We start from the raw sequence: 16,750 nt of genomic DNA on the forward strand, positions 1-16,750 counted from the left end.
CGCGCGCGGTGTCTCACCCGATCCGGCGGCGCGAGGTGTTGGCCGCCGCCGCGCTCGCCGCGACCGCGCTCCCCACGACGGATCGCCGCGGCAGCGGGCTGGAGTAGACGACGCTCGTGGTGACGGCGCCAAGCCCGGCGATCCGGCCCGTCACCTCCTCCAGGTGCCGCATCGAGCGGGCGCGCACGGTCAGCACGAAGCAGTCCTCACCTGTGACGTGGTGGGCCTCGGTGACTTCGGCCGTGGTGGCGAGCAGGTCGCGGAACGGCCGGTAGTTGCCGTGCGGGTAACGCAGCCTGACGAGCGCCATGATCGCCAGGCCGAGCTTCTCGGGGTCGACCTCGCAGCGGTAGCCCGTGATCACCCCGGACTCCTCCAGCCGCCGCACCCGCTCCGTGACCGCGCTCGGCGAGAGGCCGACGAGCCGGCCGAGGTCGGCGTAGCTGGCGCGCCCGTCCTGCTGGAGTGCTTCCAACAGGCGCCAGTCCACATCGTCCATGGATTCCACGGCCATTCTGCGAATCTACCGTGGATTCTGCCTGTACCGGTGCATCCGGCGCGTTTAGCGTCGCCGACATGAACACTCCCGCCATCGCGTTCTTTTCCGCCAAGCTCGCCTTCCAGACCGACGTCGCCGACGTCCACACCGCGCTGGCGACGCCGGACCCGGGGTTCGTGCTCGTCGACTCGCGCAGCCGTGCGGCGTGGGACCAGGGCCGGGTCCCGGGAGCGCTGCACCTGCCGACCGCCGAGATCCCGGAACGGGCCTCCGCGCTGCTCGGCCCGGGCACGCCGGTCGTCACGTACTGCTGGGGGCCGGGCTGCGACGGCGCCACCCGCGCGGCACTCGAGTTCGCCCGGCTCGGGTACGAGGTGAAGGAGATGCTCGGCGGAATCGAGTACTGGACGCGGGAGGGCTTCCCCGTGGCAACCGCGACCGGCGTCACACACACGCCCGCCGATCCGCTCACCGCTCCGTGCGGCTGCTGACGGGGAGTACGTAGGCTGCGGTTGTGGCACTTCCCGACCTCTTGATATCCGACCTCACGATCTCCGCGCTGGACGGTTCGCCCCTCGACGTCGGGGCGCTGGACGGCAAGGCCGTGCTCGTCGTCAACCTGGCGTCGCGGTGTGGGCTCACGCCCCAGTACCGCGGGCTGGAGGAACTGCAGGAGCGCTACGCCGAGCGTGGGTTCACCGTGCTCGGCGTGCCGTGCAACCAGTTCGCCGGCCAGGAGCCGGGCTCCGCGGAGGAGATCGCAACATTCTGTTCGGCGTCCTACGGCGTCACGTTCCCGCTAACCGAGAAGGTCGAGGTCAACGGGCCGGGGCGGCACCCCCTCTACGACACCCTGACCACCACACCCGACGCGGACGGGGCCGCAGGCGACGTGCAGTGGAACTTCGAGAAGTTCCTCGTCGCCCCCGGCGGCCAGGTGGTCGGACGCTTCCGGCCCCGCACCGAGCCCACTGCGCCTGAGGTCGTGGCGGCAGTCGAGGCAGCCTTGCCACGTTGATCAACCGTTCGGCGCGGGCCGGGGGCGTGTTCTTGGGGGCGGCGCTGCTCGCGGGCTGCACCGCCGGGCCGGACCCGGTCGTGACCCCGGCGCCGCCTCCCCCACCCGCCGCCTGCATGCTCGATCTGCCCACCTTCGCGGCGACCACCGGTCTCACGTGGACTCCGGACGCCAGCACGGCGAGCGACACTCGCTGCGTCTACGACCCGACGACGCACAGCATCCCGGCCGACGGCCCCGCGTTCGTGACGGTGGACGTGGCCGCGATGCCGGGCACGGATCCGGCCGCGGAGCTCGCCACGGTGGCCGAGCTGTGCGCGGCGGGCTCGCGGGCAGAGGTGACCACCGGCGACGGCGGGTTCGTGTGCCGCTTCCAGGGCGGGAGTGTGTTCGCCGCGATGGCGCGGCGCGGCCAGGTGGTGACGCTCGCGGCCTCGGCGGTGCCGCCGGGAACCACGGCCGCACAGCTCGTGGTGGCCTTCGACCAGCAGCTGACGGCGCTGGGTTGACGGCACTGGGGTTGACGGCACTGGGGTTGACGGCACTGGGTTGACGGCACTGGGCTCCTGACCCAGCGCCGTGGCGGCACGCTCCTAGAGCTCGCGGGAGGCGCGGAGGCGGCCGAGCGCCTCCTCGAGGATCGCGGCGCCGTCGGCGTCGCTGCGGCGCTCCTTCACGTACGCGAGGTGCGTCTTGTACGGCTCGGTGCGCGGCGGGGCCGGCGGGTTCTCACCGTCGCGCCCGGCGGGGAGCCCGCAGCGCGGGCAGTCCCACGAGTCGGGGATGTCCGCCTCCGAAGCGAACGACGGGGTGGTCACGTGCCCGTTCGAGCAGAAGTAGGAGATGCGCGAGCGAGGGGCGGTCTCGCCGCGCTCGGACTCGCCCATCGGACCGGCACCCACCCGGGTGCCGCGGATCGCGTTGCCGCCAGCCATCGCCATGCCTCCTTCAGACCCCGATCTTCACGAGCAGACCGGTCCCGATGATGGCGATCACCCAGATCGCCCCCACGAACAGGGTCAGCCGGTCAAGGTTCTTCTCCACGACGCTCGACCCGGAGAGGCTGGACTGCACGCCGCCGCCGAACAGGCTGGAAAGCCCGCCGCCACGGCCCCGGTGCAGCAGGATCAACAGCACCAGCAGCACGCTGGAGACGATCAGCACGATCTGCAGGGCGAGTTGCATCCCATCCTCGTTTTCGTTCTCGTCGGGCGGCACACCGGCGCGGAGCACGCCCAGCCGCTCGGATCACCGAGGGTACCCGTGCCTGCCGATCGCACAGACGGCGGACACCCCGGGCGATCACGGCGCCGCCCCGGACGGCAGGAGAGCCACATCCCCGACCGTCCGGGATGTGGCTCTCCTGAGAGGCGCCCAATGTTACGGCAGGCCAGTGTTACGGCAGGCCAGTGTTACGGCAGCGGGCCGCCCGCTGCGATCGCGCACAGCTGCGCGAACTCGTCGGCGTCCAGGCTCGCGCCGCCGACGAGCGCGCCGTCGATGTCCGGCTCGGCCACGATCTCGCCCACGTTCTTGGCCTTCACCGAGCCGCCGTAGAGCACCCGGACGCTCGCCGCGATGGCGTCGCCGTACTTGCCGGCGACGGCCTGGCGGATCGCGCCGCAGACCTCCTGGGCGTCGGCTGCGCTCGCCACCCGGCCGGTGCCGATGGCCCACACCGGCTCGTAGGCGATCACCAGCGTCTGCGCGTGCTGGCTCTGCACCTTCTCGAGCCCGGCGAGCACCTGCCGTGTGGTATGAGCGACGTGGTCGCCCGCCTCGCGGATCTCCAGGCCCTCGCCGGCGCAGAGGATCGGCACGATCCCGTTCCTGATCGCGGCATGGACCTTCTTGTTGACCAGCGCGTCGTCCTCACCGTGGATCTCGCGCCGCTCCGAGTGGCCCACGACGACGTACCGGCAGCCGAGCTTGGCCAGCATCGGCCCGGAGACGTCGCCGGTGTAGGGACCCGAGTCGTGCGGGGACAGATCCTGCGCGCCGTGCACCATCTTCAGCTTGTCGCCGTCGATGAGCGTCTGGACCGAGCGGATGGCCGTGAACGGCGGCAGGACCGCCACCTCGACCTTGTCGTAGTACTTCTCCGGCAGCGCGAACGCGATCTTCTGCGTCAGCCCGATGGCCTCGAGGTGGTTGCAGTGCATCTTCCAGTTGCCGGCGATCAACGGCGTCTTCGATGGCATTAGTAGTGCTCCAGTACGGCGAGGCCGGGGAGGGACTTGCCCTCCAGGAACTCCAGCGACGCGCCGCCGCCGGTGGAGATGTGGGAGAACGCCTCCTCCGGGAGGCCGAGCGCCCGCACGGCCGCGGCTGAGTCTCCCCCGCCAACGACGCTGAACGCCCCGCCCTTGGCCGTGGCGTCGATGATGGCCTGGGCCACCCCACGCGTGCCCGCGGCGAACGGAGCCAGCTCGAACACACCCATCGGGCCGTTCCAGAACACGGTGGCCGCCCGCGCGAGCACCTCGGCGAACGTCTCGACCGACTCCGGCCCGATGTCGAGGCCCTTCCACCCCACCGGGATGTCCTCGACGGCCACCGTGCGGGTGTTGGCCTCGGCCGAGAAGTCGTCGGCGACCACGACGTCGGACGGCAGCACGATCTTGCCCGACTCCAGGAGCTTGCGGCAGGTGTCGATCTGGTCGCGCTCGAGGAGCGAGTCGCCCACCTCGTAGCCCTGCGCCGCGAGGAACGTGAAGCACATCCCCCCGCCGACGAGCAGCGCGTCGACCTTCGGGAGCAGCGCGTCGATCACCGCGAGCTTGTCGGAGACCTTCGAGCCGCCGAGCACCACCGTGTTGGGCCGCTCGGGGGCCTCGGTGAGCTTGCGCAGCACCTCGACCTCGGCGAGCACGAGCCCGCCGGCGTAGGCCGGGAGGTCCAGAGCCACGTCGTACACCGACGCCTGCTTGCGGTGCACCACCCCGAAACCGTCGGAGACGAACACCCCGTCCGGGCCCGCCAGCGCCGCGAGCTCATGGGCCAGCGCGGCGCGCTCGTCGTCGTTCTTCGACGTCTCGCGCGGGTCGAACCGGATGTTCTCCAGCATCACGACATCGCCCGCCGCCATCTCGGGCACGCCCCTGGAGAGCTCGACCAGGCGCACCGGGGCGCCGAGCAGCTCGCCGAGGCGGGCGGCGACAGGTGCGAGCGAGAGCGCCGGATCCGGCCCGCCCTTCGGCCTGCCGAGGTGCGCGACGACGACAACCTGCGCACCCTCACCGGACAGCTCTGAGATCGTGGGCACCGATGCACGGATGCGGCCGTCATCGGTGATGTTGCCGGCGTCGAGAGGAACGTTCAGGTCCGAGCGGACGAGCGCCGTCCGGCCGGCCACGCCCTCGGAGATCAGGTCGAAATGAGTGCGCACGGCAGATCTACAGCTTCGACGCGACCAGGGCGGTGATGTCGACGAGGCGGTTGGAGTAACCCCATTCGTTGTCGTACCAGCCGAAGACCTTCACCTGGTTGCCGATCACCTTGGTCAACGGGGCGTCGTAGATGCACGACGCCGGGTCTGTGACGATGTCGGACGAGACGATCGGGTCCTCGCTGTAGCGCAGGAAGCCCTTCAGCGGGCCGCTCTCCGCGGCGGCCTTGTAGGCCGCGTTGATCTCCTCGACCGATGCCTCCTTGCGGACCTCGACGGTGAGGTCGGTGATCGAGCCGGTGGGCACCGGAACGCGCAGCGAGTAGCCGTCGAGCTTGCCCTTGAGGTGTGGCAGGACGAGACCGATGGCCTTCGCGGCGCCGGTGGACGTCGGCACGATGTTGATCGCGGCGGCCCGGGCGCGGCGCTTGTCCTTGTGCGGGCCGTCCTGCAGGTTCTGGTCCTGCGTGTAGGCGTGGATCGTGGTCATCAGACCCTTCTCGATCCCGAACGCGTCGTCGAGCACCTTGGCCAGCGGGGCGAGGCAGTTGGTGGTGCAGGACGCGTTGGAGATGATGGTCTGCGAGCCGTCGTAGGCGGCGTCGTTCACACCCATGACCACGGTGAGGTCCTCGCCGGTGGCCGGGGCTGAGATGATCACCTTCTTCGCGCCGGCGTCCAGGTGCTTGGCGGCCGCGTCACGCTTGGTGAAGATCCCGGTCGATTCGACCACGACGTCGACGCCGAGGTCCTTCCAGGGCAGCTCGGCGGGATCGCGCACGGCGAGGCCCTTGAAGCCCTTGCCGTTGACGATGATCTCGTCGTCGGTGTGGGACACCTCGTGGGGGAGCCTGCCCAGAATCGAGTCATACTTGAGCAGCTGTGCCAGCGTGGCGTTGTCCGTGATGTCGTTCACCGCGACGATCTCGATGTCGGTGGTGCCTGCCGCCTGCTGGGCGTCCACCGCCCGCCAGAAGTTGCGGCCGATTCGACCGAAACCGTTCACGCCCACCCGCACAGTCATGTGCGCCTCCTCGTCTTCTCCATGTGCTGACCAGGGCCAACTCTATCGTCCGGCTCCCGCTGGAGCCTCCCCTGTCCTGGATCGATTCACACGCATTGCGCTGGCGTGCTGCACGAGGACCCGACAGATGTCAGGAAAGCCACATTCCAGGCGGTTACCGCCCTGGATGTGGCCTTCCAGGCCTTCGCCCCTGGCCCGCGCTCGTCAGGCTTCCTCCAGCATCTCCGCCGTCACGGCCGACTCCGTGTCCGGGATGCCGAGGTCGGCGGCCCGCTTGTCGGCCATGTGCAGGAGCCTCCTGATCCGCCCGGCGACCGCGTCCTTCGTCATCGGCGGGTCGGCGAGCTGGCCCAGCTCCTCCAGCGACGCCTGTGTGTGCTCGGCGCGCAGCTTCCCCGCGGCGAACAGATGCTGCGGAATGTCGTCACCGAGGATCTCCAGCGCGCGCTGCACCCGTGCCGCCGCGGCGACCGCGGCCCGCGCCGAGCGGCGGAGGTTGGCGTCGTCGAAGTTGGCGAGGCGGTTGGCCGTGGCCCGCACCTCGCGGCGCATGCGCCGCTCCTCCCACGCGAGCACGCTCTCGTGCGCGCCCATGCGGGTGAGCAGCGCGCCGATCGCGTCGCCGTCACGCACCACCACGCGGTCGGCGCCGCGGACCTCACGCCACTTGGCCGTGACGCTGAGCCGGCGCGCCGCCCCGACCAGCGCCATCGCGGCCTCCTGCCCCGGGCACGTGATCTCCAGCGCCGAGCTGCGGCCGGGCTCGGTAAGGGAGCCGTGCGCCAGGAACGCGCCGCGCCATGCCGCCTCGGCGTCGCAGATCCCGCCGGACACGACAGGTGGGGGCAGCCCGCGCACCGGACGGCCACGGGCGTCGAGCAGGCCGGTCTGCCGGGCCAATCCCTCGCCGTCACGCACGACCCTCAGGACGTACCGCGCACCGCGGCGCAGCCCGCCCGCGCTGATCACGTGCGCCTCACACGTATGGCCGTACAGCTCATGAATGTCGCGGCGCAGCCGGCGCGCGACCGAGCCGGTGTCGACCTCGGCCTCCACGACGACCCGGCCGCCCACGATGTGCAGGCCACCCGCGAAGCGCAGCAACGCCGCGACCTCGGCCCGGCGGCAGCACGGCTTCGTGACGGCCAGCCTGCTCAGCTCGTCCTTGACCGCAGCGGTCATCGCCATGGCTTGGGCCTCCTCGTCTCGGCCGCGTCCGGTGCGCCGGAGGCGTCGATGGCCTGCGAGCCGGTCCTCGTCTCGAATCCGGCGAAGGTTCCGGCGGGCCCGGTTGGGCCGCCCGCCCCGTTGCGGGCGTCCAGCTCCGCGAGCACCGTACCGAGCGCGTCGGCCAGCGCAGTGGGATCGTGGCGCGGCGCTGCCGGGTCGGCCGCGGCGACGGGGGCGAGATGGACCCGCCCGCCAGGGGTGAGCATCGGGTCGGCCGTGCGGTGCAGGCGCTCCGGCACCGGCACCGCGGCGACGTCGGCGAGCACCGCGTCCACCCGCAGCTCGGGGGCGTGCTGCGCAAGCACGGCCAGGTGCTGCTCGGGCGAGAACCCCGCCGTCTCCCCCGGCTCCGGCGCCAGGTTGAGCACAACGATGCGGCGGGCGCGGCTCGTGATCAGCGCGTCACGCAGTTCGGGCACCAGCAGGTGTGGCAGGACGCTCGTGAACCACGACCCCGGGCCGAGCAGTAGCACGTCGGCGTCCTGCACCGCGGCCAGCGCCTCCGGGCACGCCTTCGGCAGCTCGGGACGCAACCACACCCGCTCGACGCGGCCCGGCGTCGACGCCACGGCCACCTGTCCGCGGATGCGGTGCGGGGCGTCGCCCGTGGCACCCAGGCCCGTGACCTCGGCCTCGATGTCGAGCGGCTCGCAGCTCATCGGCAGCACCCGCCCACGCAGCCCCAGCAGGGCCGCCAGCTCGTCGAGCGCGGCCACCGGATCGCCCAGGACGTCCATCAGCCCGGCGAGGATCAGATTGCCCACCGCGTGCCCGGCGAGCGCCCCGCTCCCCCCGAAGCGGTGCTGCACGACCGCCTGCCACCGGCGTCCCCCGGCGTCGTCGGCCGCGAGCGCGGCCAGCGCCATTCGCAGATCGCCCGGCGGGAGCAGCCCGAGCTCGCGTCGCAGCCGGCCTGACGAGCCGCCGTCGTCGGCGACCGTGACGACCGCCGTGACGGCTTCGTCGACCCGCCCCCGCGCACCGAGCAGGCGCAGGGCGGACAGGGTGGCGTGCAGGCCATGGCCTCCGCCCAGCGCGACAGCCGAGCCGGCGGTCGTCATTCGCGCCCCAGGTCGCGGTGGGTGACGTTCACGGTGACACCCTCTTCGCCCGCGAGCCTCCGCCCGATCTCCTCGCTGATCGCGACGCTTCGGTGCTTGCCGCCGGTGCACCCCACGGAGACGGTCAGGTAGCGCTTGCCCTCCCTGCGGTAGCCCGCCCCGACCAGCCGCAGCAGCTCCAGGTAGCGGCTGATGAAGTCCTCGGCGCCGTCCTGGCTCAGCACGTAGTCGCGCACGGTGTCGTCACGGCCGTTGAAATCGCGCAGCTCGGGGATCCAGAACGGGTTCGGCAGGAACCGGACGTCCACGACGAGGTCGGAGTCCATCGGCAGCCCGTACTTGTAGCCGAACGACACGAGCGTGACCCGCGTGACCTGCGCCGACTCCGCCCCGAACGCCCGCTCCAGGGTGGCCCGCAGCTGCGGGACGGCGACTGTGGAGGTGTCGACCACGAGGTCCGCGCCCTCGCGCAGCGGGGTGAGCAGCTCCCGCTCGGCGGCGATGCCGTCGATGAGCCTCCCGTCGCCCTGCAGCGGGTGGCTGCGGCGCACCTGCTCGAACCGCCGCACGAGCACCGTGTCGGACGCCTCGAGGAACAGCAGCCGCGGCTTGTAGCCGCGGGCGTCCAGGTCCTTGATCACGGTGCCGAGGTCGGCGGTGAACGCGCGGCTGCGCACGTCCATCACCACCGCGATGCGGGTGATCTCGCCGCGCGCCTTCGCCCCGAGCTCCACCATCGTGGCGATCAGCTCAGGCGGCAGGTTGTCGACCACGAACCAGCCGAGATCCTCCAACACCTTCGCCGCCGTGCTCCGTCCCGCCCCGGACAGGCCGCTGACCAGCGCGACCTCGATGCCCGGGCCGTCCGGCACGGCTCCCCCGACTCCCCCGACCGCCGTCACGACGCCGGTACCCCCTGATTTGTTCGGTCGGCCGCCGGGTCCCCCGCGGCCTGCTCCTGTGGCGACTCGTGCTGGGCCGCCTCGTGCTGGGCCGTCCCCACGGCCGCATCCCCGTGCAACGCGGCGAGCACCGCCGCGGCGGTGCGCGGGCCGAAGCCCGGTAACGCGGCGATCTCGTCGGCGTCGGCCGCGCGCAGCTTGCGCAGCGACCCGAAGTGCTTCAGCAGGGCGGCGCGGCGCGCCGGCCCCAGACCGGGCACGGCGTCCAGCTCGGAGCTGATCATGCCCTTGGAGCGGCGCTGCCGGTGGTAGGTGATCGCGAACCGGTGCGCCTCGTCGCGGACACGTTGCAGCAGGTAGAGGCCCTCGCTCGTGCGCGAGAGGATGACCGGGTCCGGCTCGCCGGGCAGCCACACCTCCTCCAGCCGCTTCGCGAGCCCGCAGACTGCCACATCCGTGACGCCGAGGTCCGCGAGCACGTCCGCGGCCGCCTCGACCTGCGGCTGGCCACCGTCGACGACCAGGAGGTTGGGCGGGTAGGCGAACTTGCGCGGCCGCCCGGTCTCCGGGTCGATTCCGGGACGATGGGTGGTTGCGTGGGTTGGGTCGATCTCGGGCGGAGCGATGACGGAGGGTTCGCGCTGATCTTCGGTGCCGTTACCGGCGTCCTCCCCGGAGGTGGTGGATGTCTCGGCGAGGTAACGGCGGAACCGCCTCCGCACGACCTCGGCGATCGCGGCGACGTCCCCGCCCTCGGCGCCGCCCCTGACCTCGAACCGCCTGTACTCCGACTTGCGCGCGAGACCGTCCTCGAACACCACCAGCGACGCCACGACGTTGCTGCCCTGCACGTGGCTGACGTCGACGCACTCGATACGCAGTGGCGCGCTGTCGAGCTCGAGCGCGTCCTGGATCTCCTGCAGCGCCGCCGAGCGCGCGGTGAGGTCGCCCGCGCGGCGCAGCTTGTGCTGGGTGAACGCCTCCGCGGCGTTGCGGGCGACGGTCTCGGCGAGGGCCCGCTTGTCGCCGCGCTGCGGCACCCGGATCTGCACGCGGGAGCCGCGCAGCCCGGAGAGCCACTCGGTCAGCGATGCGGTGTCGGCCGGCAGCTCGGGCACCAGGATCTCGCGCGGCACGGGCTGCTGGGCGTCGTCGGCGGAACCGGCGAGCGCCGCCTGCTCGCCGTAGAACTGAGTGAGGAAGCGCTCCACGAGCTGCGCCGTGTCGGTGGGCTCCACCTTGTCGATCACCCAGCCGCGCTGGCCGCGCACGCGCCCGCCGCGAACGTGGAAGACCTGCACCGCGGCCTCCAGCTCGTCCTCGGCGAACGCGACGACGTCGGCGTCAGTGCCGTCACCGAGCACCACGGCCTGCTTCTCCATGGCGCGGCGCAGCGCCCCGATGTCGTCGCGGAGCCGGGCGGCGCGCTCGAACTCCAGCTCGTCGGCGGCCACCGCCATCTTGCGCTCGAGCTGCCGGACGAGGTGGTCGGTGCGCCCGGACAGGAAGTCGCAGAAGTCGTCGACGATGTCGCGGTGCTCGTCCGCGTCCACGCGACCCACACACGGCGCCGAGCACTTGTCGATGTAGCCGAGCAGGCAGGGCCTGCCGATCTGCCCGTGCCGCTTGAACACCCCCGCGCTGCAGGTGCGGGCCGGGAAGACGCGCAGCAGCATGTCGAGGGTCTCGCGGATCGCCCACGCGTGGGCGTACGGGCCGAAGTACCGCACGCCTTTGCGGCGCGGCCCGCGGTAGACGTGCAGCCGCGGGAACTCCTCGTCCATCGTGACGGCCAGCACCGGGTAGGTCTTGTCGTCGCGGTAGCGGACGTTGAACCGCGGGTCGAACTCCTTGATCCAGTTGTACTCGAGCTGGAGGGCCTCGACCTCAGTGCCCACCACGGTCCACTCGACGCGGGCGGCGGTGGTGACCATCTGCCGGGTGCGCGGATGCAGGCCGGCGAGGTCGGCGAAGTACGAGTTGAGCCGTTGGCGCAGGCTCTTGGCCTTGCCGACGTAGATGACCCGGCCGTGCGGGTCGGAGAACCGGTACACCCCAGGGGCCTCCGGGATGGACCCGGGGGCCGGGCGGTACGTGGTGGGATCGGGCATGACCTCACAAGGGTAGGACGGGTGCCCGACACGCCGAGGTCGGGACCAGTGCCCCGGCGCGTCGTGGCGTGGTGTAGGCGGCGGCAGCTCTCCGTGAGCGCCCGCCCCGGAAAGGAACCTGCCGGCCACGGGGCCGCGGACGGGGGCCCCGGTGAGCGCGGCGGCGATCCGGCAGCGGGGCGATCGGGGCTGGTGGGTCATGGCGCTCGCCACTCTGGTGGCGCCCCGCGCCGCCCGCACGCCACTCGGCCGCGGGCCGCCCCATCGGGCGACCCCCGGCCCGGCGACCAGGGGCTGCACCGAACTGTCGGGACCGCGTGGTAGACCTCCACCCGAATGCGAACAGGTGTTCGAATCGGGGGAGGTCCGATGGGTGTCGACAAGCTCGCCACCGTCCGCAAGCTGCTAGCCAAGGCCGAGGGAGCCGCTACCGACGCCGAGGCGGAGTCCTATACCGCCAAGGCCGTCGAGCTGATGGCCCGCCACGGTATCGACGCCGCGCTGCTGGCCGCCGCCCAGCCCGGCCGCGACGAGATCGGTCCCCTGCGCGTCCCCCTTCGCGATCCCTACAGCGCCGGCAAGGCCCGCCTGCTCGGCTGGACGGCGGCGGCGCTGGGCTGCCGGTGGGTGATGCACCCCGCGCAGGGCGGGCGCGTCGCGGCGGTCACGGTGTTCGGCCACGCCGCCGACCGGGAGCGCGTCGAACTGCTCTACACCTCCCTTCAGCTGCAGGCCACGAGCCAGCTTGTGCGGCTGCGGCCGCCGCTCCCCGGCGAGTCCGTGGCCGCCTACCGCCGTTCGTGGCTGTACGGGTTCGCTGCCGAGGTGCACCGACGGCTCGTGGCGGCGGAAGGGGCGGCAGCGGAACAGGCCGCCGAGCGGGCGGCGGCCGGCACCACGCAGCCGGCACACGGGCAGCCCGTCGCGCTCGTGCTCGCCGGGCGCACGGAACGCGTCGAGTCCGCGTTCGCCTCGGCGTTCCCCCGGCTGGCCACCGCCAGGCGCACGGTGCTCACCGGCTCCGGCTACGCGGCGGGGGCGCTGGCCGGCGAGCGGGCCGAGCTCGGCCGACCGGCCCACGTCGGAGGGGAGCGGCGCCGTGCGGTGCGAGCATGAGGGGCGCCGCCGAGCCCTGGCGCCAGTTGCCGTGCCGCCAGTTGCCCTGCCGCCAGTTGCCCTGCCGCCAGTTGCCCGGCCGTCAGGCTGGCAGGGCGATCAGCCCGGCCACCACCTCGTCGAGATGCTCCGCCGCCACGTGCGGGCGCACCACCGTGTCCGGCACCGCGCCCTCCAGGCGCGTCGCGAGCCCGCCCACGAGGCCGGCCCGCACCGCGCCGTGCACGTCCCACGAGTGCGCGGCCAGGAGGGCCACCCGGTCGCCCGGCACATCCACCTGCCGGCAGGCCCAGTCGTACACGCGCGCAGGCGGCTTGAACGAAGTGATCTCCTCGCACGAGAGCACCCCGCGCAGGTACGTGCGCAGCCCGGCCGCGTCGAGCGCATCCCGGGCCGTGCCGGCGCTGCCTTGGGTGAACGCGTACGCCGGGATGCGCGCCCTCGCGAGGGCCTGCAACGCCGGTTCCACGTCAGGGTAGGGCGGCAGCTCGCCGAAGCCGCTCAGCACGTGGTCGAGCGCGTCCTCGGAGAGGCTGTGCCCGGTGGTGGTACGCAGCGCCGCGCGCGCCACGTCGGCGAACGGCCGCACACCCCCGGCGAGCGTCAGTGCCATCCCGTCCCGCAGCGCGCGGGTGAAGAACAGCTCGCACTCGTGCTCGGGCCGCCCCACGTCCACGAACCGCGAGCGCAACGCCGACACCCGCAGAATCGTCTCGAACACGTCCACGAGCACCACACGTGGCCTGCGGCCGGGTGCGCGCAGCCGATCCGGATGCCCGGCCTCCGGCACGCTCACCACTCCCATCCGCTGGTCCGCACCCGGCTCCACGGAAGAGTGAGCTCGCAACTACAGGGCACGGCTGGAGATCCTCGCTCAGCGCAACGCAGCGGAGCGGGTCGGCAACGTACGGTAGCGCCGAACGGCCTTCAGCACACGCCGAACGTGCAGGGCGCGCAACGGAGAGAGCAGGTAGCCGGGGTGGCTGGCCAGCCAGGTCGCGCTCCCCAGGCTCACGGCGTCGGCGCCGGCCCAGAAGTACTCGCGGCAGTCGTCCACGGTGCGGATGCCGCCGGTCGCGATGATCGGGAGCGTCACACCCGCCTCGCGCAGCTCGCTCACCACACGCAGCCCGATCGGCTTGATCGCGCGCCCCGAGAGCCCGCCGTAGCGGTTGGCGAGCCACGGCTCGCCGGTGCGCGGGTCGAGGCGCAGCGCCTTCACGGTGTTGATGGCCGTCAGCGCCGACACCCCCGCCTTCGCCGCCTGCTGCGCATTGCGCAGGTAGTCGTAGTCCGGGGAGAGCTTGAGGATCACCGGGTGGTTGCTGCGGGGCACGGCCTCGTCGAGCACGTCCTGCAGGATCGTCGAGAAGTCGAAGTTGACGTTGTGGCAGCTCACGTTGAACTCGACGGCCGCGATGTCACCCGCGGGCACATCGGCGTTCACCCGGTCCACGAGCGTCACGAACTCCTGGGCGGAGAAGCCGCCGAGCGAGATGATCGTGCGCTGGTCGCGGGTGCGCGGATAGTAGTCGCGCAGGTAGGCGCCGATCCCCACGTTGCACCAGCCGAAGGCGTTGAGCCAGCCGCCGTCGGTGCCGCGCATCACGGTTCCGTAGCGCTTGAGGAGGCCGGGCAGCGCGGTCAGCGGCCAGTCGTCGCGGGTGGTGAAGTGGCCCTCGCGGGGCTCCACGGTCAGCGTCCTCGTCGTCACCGCGCCGAACTCGGCGAGCGGCACGAACAGGGACACCGGGCTCATCCCGTACGGCACGAGCGCGGAGTTCGACACCCCGTACCCGAGCAGGCTGGAGGAGGTCACCAGCCGGTTGCGGAGCACGATGTCGCCGAGCCGGACGCTCTCGCCGTCCGGCTCGACCTGATCTGCCTGTTCACGAGCGCGCAGCACGGCCTCGATGCTACGTGCGGTGGCCCAATGCGGTGCGGTGGCCCAATGCGGTGCGGTGGCCCAATGCGGTGCGGTGGCCCAATGTGGTGCGAGGGCCCAACGCAGTGCGAAGGCTCAGTGTGCGTGTGCCGCCGCGTGCAGGGCGCGCACCCGGCTGATGGCGTCCACCGCGCGCGTGCCGTCCACGGCCTGGATCGCGAGCACCGAGACGTACTCGTCGTCGGGCAGGTCGAGGCGCGCCCAAGAGGCCCCGTCCGGAAACGCCACCCGCTGCACGTCTCCCCACGGGTAGCGGTGGGTCGTGAGGATGTTGCGCACTTCGATGCCGTCGCCGTCGGCCCGCACGCGCGGCCGGGCGAGCAGCAGCAACCCGCCCGCGATGAGGAGTCCCAGGAGCACCAGCGCCACCTGGTCGGCGAAGCGGAAGTACACGCCGGTCTGGGTGTTGCGCAGCACCGCAGCGACCACCGTGAAGAGCACCACGGTCGCCACCGCACCCACCCATGCGAAGATCAGCACCTTGCGCGGGCGGGTCACCACGGGCTCCGGTCCGGCCGGGGCCGGTTCGCTCCGGGTCATCGCGGCGACCGCAGCCTGCGCAGCACCAGTGCGGCCTGCAGCGCGGCGAGGCAGGCCTCGGCGCCCTTGTCCTCGGCGGAGCCGGGTGCGCCGGAGCGCTCCACGGCCTGCGCCTTGGTGTCGCAGGTGAGCACGCCGTTGCCCACGGGGGTGCGCTCGTCGAGCGCCACCCGGGTCAGCCCGGCGGTCACCGCGTCGCAGACGTACTCGAAGTGCGGGGTTCCGCCGCGGATCACCGCGCCGAGCGCCACCACCGCGTCGTGGCGCGTGGCGAGCTCCTGGCACACCACCGGCAGCTCCACGGTGCCCGGCACCCGCACCACGGTGGGGCGCTCCACACCCGCCTTGCCCGCGGTGGCGAGGGCACGTTCCAGCAGCATGTCCACTACGTCCTTGTGCCAGCTCGTGGCCGCGATCGCCAGGCGCACCCCGGACGCGTCGGGCAGCTCCGGCTCCGGCCGTCCCTCGCCGCTCACGCCGCACCCCTTCCGATGTCCGCTGCAGCTGTGGCCGGAATCATCGCAGAGCGCAGGATCGTCGGGCGGGCCGGGATCACGACCCCGTCCCGTCCGCGAGCGCCGAGCCCGCCGCGTCCAGACCCGGGATGTCGTGGCCCATGCGGTCGCGCTTCGTGCGCAGGTAGCGCAAGTTCTCCCGGCTCGCGCGCCCTGGGAGCGGCACCCGGCCGGTGATCGTCAGCCCGTAGCCCTCGAGACCCGCGCGCTTGTCCGGGTTGTTGGTGAGCAGCCGCATCGACTTCACGCCGAGATCCACGAGGATCTGCGCGCCGATGCCGTAGTCACGGGCGTCGGCGGGGAGTCCGAGCGCGAGGTTGGCGTCGACGGTGTCCGCACCCGCCTCCTGCAGCTGGTAGGCCTGCAGCTTGTGCAGCAGGCCGATCCCCCGGCCCTCGTGCCCGCGCATGTAGAGAACCACCCCGCGGCCCTCGGCGGCCACCGCGGCGAGCGCGGCGTCGAGCTGCGGGCCGCAGTCGCACCGGAGCGAGCCCAGCACGTCGCCGGTGAGGCACTCGGAGTGCACGCGCACCAGCACGTCCTCGCCGCTGCCCTCCGGAGTGGCGACGTCGCCGCGCACCATCGCGATGTGCTCGATCCCGTCGAGCAGCGAGTCGTAGCCGTAGGCGATGAACTCGCCGTGGTCGGTCGGGATGCGGGCCTGGGCCACGCGTACCACGTGCTTCTCGAAGCGGCGGCGGTAGGCGATCAGGTCGGCGATCGTGATCAGCGTGAGGTCGTGGTCGTCGGCGAACACGCGCAGCTCGTCGCCGCGGGCCATGTCGCCGTCGTCCTTCTGCGACACGATCTCGCAGAGCGCACCGGCGGGCGCGAGCCCGGCGAGCCGGGCGAGGTCCACGGCCGCCTCGGTGTGCCCTGGCCTGCGCAGCACCCCGCCCTCGCGGGCGCGCAGCGGGAGCACGTGCCCGGGGCGCACGAGGTCGCCGGGCCCGGTGGTGGCGTCGGAGAGCAGCCGGATGGTGTGCGCACGGTCCGCGGCCGAGATGCCGGTGGTGATGCCGGCCTTGGCGTCCACGGTCACGGTGAACGCTGTGCGGAAGCTGTCGGCGTTCGTGTGGTGCATCGGGGGCAGGTCGAGCCGGTCGCACTCCGACTCGGTCAGCGCCACGCAGATGTAGCCGGAGGTGTACCGCACCATGAACGACACCAGTTCCGGCGTCGCCATCTCGGCGGCGAAGATCAGGTCGCCCTCGTTCTCGCGGTCCTCGTCGTCCACCACCACCACGGCCTTGCCGGCCTTGAGGTCGGCGACGGCCCGCTCGATCGCCTCGAACCCGCCGAGCGGGGCGGGCCGCAGCGTTGGCCCGGACGTGGGCCCGGACGCAGCGCCGGACTGCACGCCCGGCATTCCACCGGGCTGCGGCTGGCTCTCCATCGATC

The 16,750-nt window shown here is 72.4% G+C and carries 19 protein-coding genes; 4 read left to right on the plus strand and 15 right to left on the minus strand.

Annotation, left to right across the window (positions count from 1 at the left end):
- Window positions 1-13: 13 nt before the first annotated feature.
- Window positions 14-514, minus strand: a complete 501-nt coding sequence (locus ABD143_RS12315; RefSeq protein ID WP_343975944.1) for an Lrp/AsnC family transcriptional regulator — start codon at window positions 512-514, stop codon at window positions 14-16.
- 62 nt (window positions 515-576) lie between these two features.
- On the opposite strand from ABD143_RS12315, the gene ABD143_RS12320 reads away from it, so the two are divergent.
- The 3 genes from ABD143_RS12320 to ABD143_RS12330 are packed head-to-tail and all read left to right on the plus strand — an operon-like array spanning window position 577 to window position 2,026.
- Complete coding sequence (locus ABD143_RS12320) at window positions 577-990, plus strand: rhodanese-like domain-containing protein (protein WP_343975947.1); 414 nt, start codon at window positions 577-579, stop codon at window positions 988-990.
- 59 nt (window positions 991-1,049) lie between these two features.
- A complete protein-coding gene (locus tag ABD143_RS12325; protein ID WP_343977355.1) occupies window positions 1,050-1,517 on the plus strand; it encodes a glutathione peroxidase in 468 nt (155 codons plus the stop codon).
- Window positions 1,514-2,026, plus strand: coding sequence for a hypothetical protein (locus ABD143_RS12330; protein ID WP_343975950.1), 513 nt, complete (start codon window positions 1,514-1,516; stop codon window positions 2,024-2,026). Before ABD143_RS12325 ends, ABD143_RS12330 begins: the two co-directional genes overlap by 4 nt.
- Before the next feature lie 84 nt (window positions 2,027-2,110).
- Here the strand turns inward: ABD143_RS12330 and ABD143_RS12335 are convergent, their stop codons facing one another.
- The 9 genes from ABD143_RS12335 to uvrC all read right to left on the minus strand — a co-directional run bounded on the left by ABD143_RS12335 (window position 2,111) and on the right by uvrC (window position 11,233).
- A complete protein-coding gene (locus tag ABD143_RS12335; protein WP_343975953.1) occupies window positions 2,111-2,452 on the minus strand; it encodes an RNA polymerase-binding protein RbpA in 342 nt (113 codons plus the stop codon).
- 13 nt (window positions 2,453-2,465) lie between these two features.
- The gene (gene secG / locus ABD143_RS12340) at window positions 2,466-2,702 is read right to left on the minus strand and encodes a preprotein translocase subunit SecG (protein WP_343977358.1); all 237 of its coding nucleotides are present in this window, start codon (window positions 2,700-2,702) and stop codon (window positions 2,466-2,468) included.
- A gap of 227 nt (window positions 2,703-2,929) precedes the next feature.
- Window positions 2,930-3,718: a triose-phosphate isomerase gene (tpiA, locus tag ABD143_RS12345; protein ID WP_343975955.1), complete on the minus strand. Its 789-nt coding sequence runs from the start codon at window positions 3,716-3,718 to the stop codon at window positions 2,930-2,932.
- Window positions 3,718-4,905, minus strand: coding sequence for a phosphoglycerate kinase (locus tag ABD143_RS12350; RefSeq protein WP_343975958.1), 1,188 nt, complete (start codon window positions 4,903-4,905; stop codon window positions 3,718-3,720). The genes tpiA and ABD143_RS12350 overlap by 1 nt, the downstream gene beginning before the upstream one ends.
- A gap of 7 nt (window positions 4,906-4,912) precedes the next feature.
- The gene (gene gap, locus ABD143_RS12355) at window positions 4,913-5,929 is read right to left on the minus strand and encodes a type I glyceraldehyde-3-phosphate dehydrogenase (RefSeq protein ID WP_343975961.1); all 1,017 of its coding nucleotides are present in this window, start codon (window positions 5,927-5,929) and stop codon (window positions 4,913-4,915) included.
- 204 nt (window positions 5,930-6,133) lie between these two features.
- On the minus strand, window positions 6,134-7,117 hold the full coding sequence (gene whiA / locus ABD143_RS12360; RefSeq protein ID WP_343975963.1) for a DNA-binding protein WhiA: 984 nt from the start codon (window positions 7,115-7,117) through the stop codon (window positions 6,134-6,136).
- A complete protein-coding gene (locus ABD143_RS12365) occupies window positions 7,108-8,220 on the minus strand; it encodes a gluconeogenesis factor YvcK family protein (protein ID WP_343975966.1) in 1,113 nt (370 codons plus the stop codon). The genes whiA and ABD143_RS12365 overlap by 10 nt, the downstream gene beginning before the upstream one ends.
- The gene (gene rapZ / locus ABD143_RS12370; RefSeq protein ID WP_343975968.1) at window positions 8,217-9,122 is read right to left on the minus strand and encodes an RNase adapter RapZ; all 906 of its coding nucleotides are present in this window, start codon (window positions 9,120-9,122) and stop codon (window positions 8,217-8,219) included. Before rapZ ends, ABD143_RS12365 begins: the two co-directional genes overlap by 4 nt.
- A complete protein-coding gene (uvrC, locus tag ABD143_RS12375; RefSeq protein ID WP_343975971.1) occupies window positions 9,119-11,233 on the minus strand; it encodes an excinuclease ABC subunit UvrC in 2,115 nt (704 codons plus the stop codon). The genes rapZ and uvrC overlap by 4 nt, the downstream gene beginning before the upstream one ends.
- A gap of 369 nt (window positions 11,234-11,602) precedes the next feature.
- On the opposite strand from uvrC, the gene ABD143_RS12380 reads away from it, so the two are divergent.
- A complete protein-coding gene (locus tag ABD143_RS12380) occupies window positions 11,603-12,349 on the plus strand; it encodes a DUF2786 domain-containing protein (protein ID WP_343975974.1) in 747 nt (248 codons plus the stop codon).
- An 82-nt stretch (window positions 12,350-12,431) separates the two neighbouring features.
- Here ABD143_RS12380 and ABD143_RS12385 read toward each other — a convergent pair whose 3' ends face one another.
- From ABD143_RS12385 to ABD143_RS12405, 5 genes are all read right to left on the minus strand, one after another.
- Entirely contained in the window at window positions 12,432-13,154 is a 723-nt protein-coding gene (locus tag ABD143_RS12385; protein WP_343975977.1) for an HAD-IA family hydrolase, read from the minus strand.
- 69 nt (window positions 13,155-13,223) lie between these two features.
- Complete coding sequence (locus ABD143_RS12390; protein WP_343975980.1) at window positions 13,224-14,255, minus strand: beta/alpha barrel domain-containing protein; 1,032 nt, start codon at window positions 14,253-14,255, stop codon at window positions 13,224-13,226.
- Between the two features lie 114 nt (window positions 14,256-14,369).
- On the minus strand, window positions 14,370-14,834 hold the full coding sequence (locus ABD143_RS12395) for a PH domain-containing protein (protein ID WP_343975983.1): 465 nt from the start codon (window positions 14,832-14,834) through the stop codon (window positions 14,370-14,372).
- A complete protein-coding gene (ribH, locus tag ABD143_RS12400) occupies window positions 14,831-15,310 on the minus strand; it encodes a 6,7-dimethyl-8-ribityllumazine synthase (RefSeq protein WP_343975986.1) in 480 nt (159 codons plus the stop codon). Before ribH ends, ABD143_RS12395 begins: the two co-directional genes overlap by 4 nt.
- A gap of 76 nt (window positions 15,311-15,386) precedes the next feature.
- The gene (locus tag ABD143_RS12405) at window positions 15,387-16,745 is read right to left on the minus strand and encodes a bifunctional 3,4-dihydroxy-2-butanone-4-phosphate synthase/GTP cyclohydrolase II (RefSeq protein WP_343975989.1); all 1,359 of its coding nucleotides are present in this window, start codon (window positions 16,743-16,745) and stop codon (window positions 15,387-15,389) included.
- Window positions 16,746-16,750: the final 5 nt, after the last annotated feature.

The sequence above is a fragment of the Pseudonocardia aurantiaca genome (genome assembly GCF_039526725.1).
Lineage (GTDB): Bacteria > Actinomycetota > Actinomycetes > Mycobacteriales > Pseudonocardiaceae > Pseudonocardia > Pseudonocardia aurantiaca.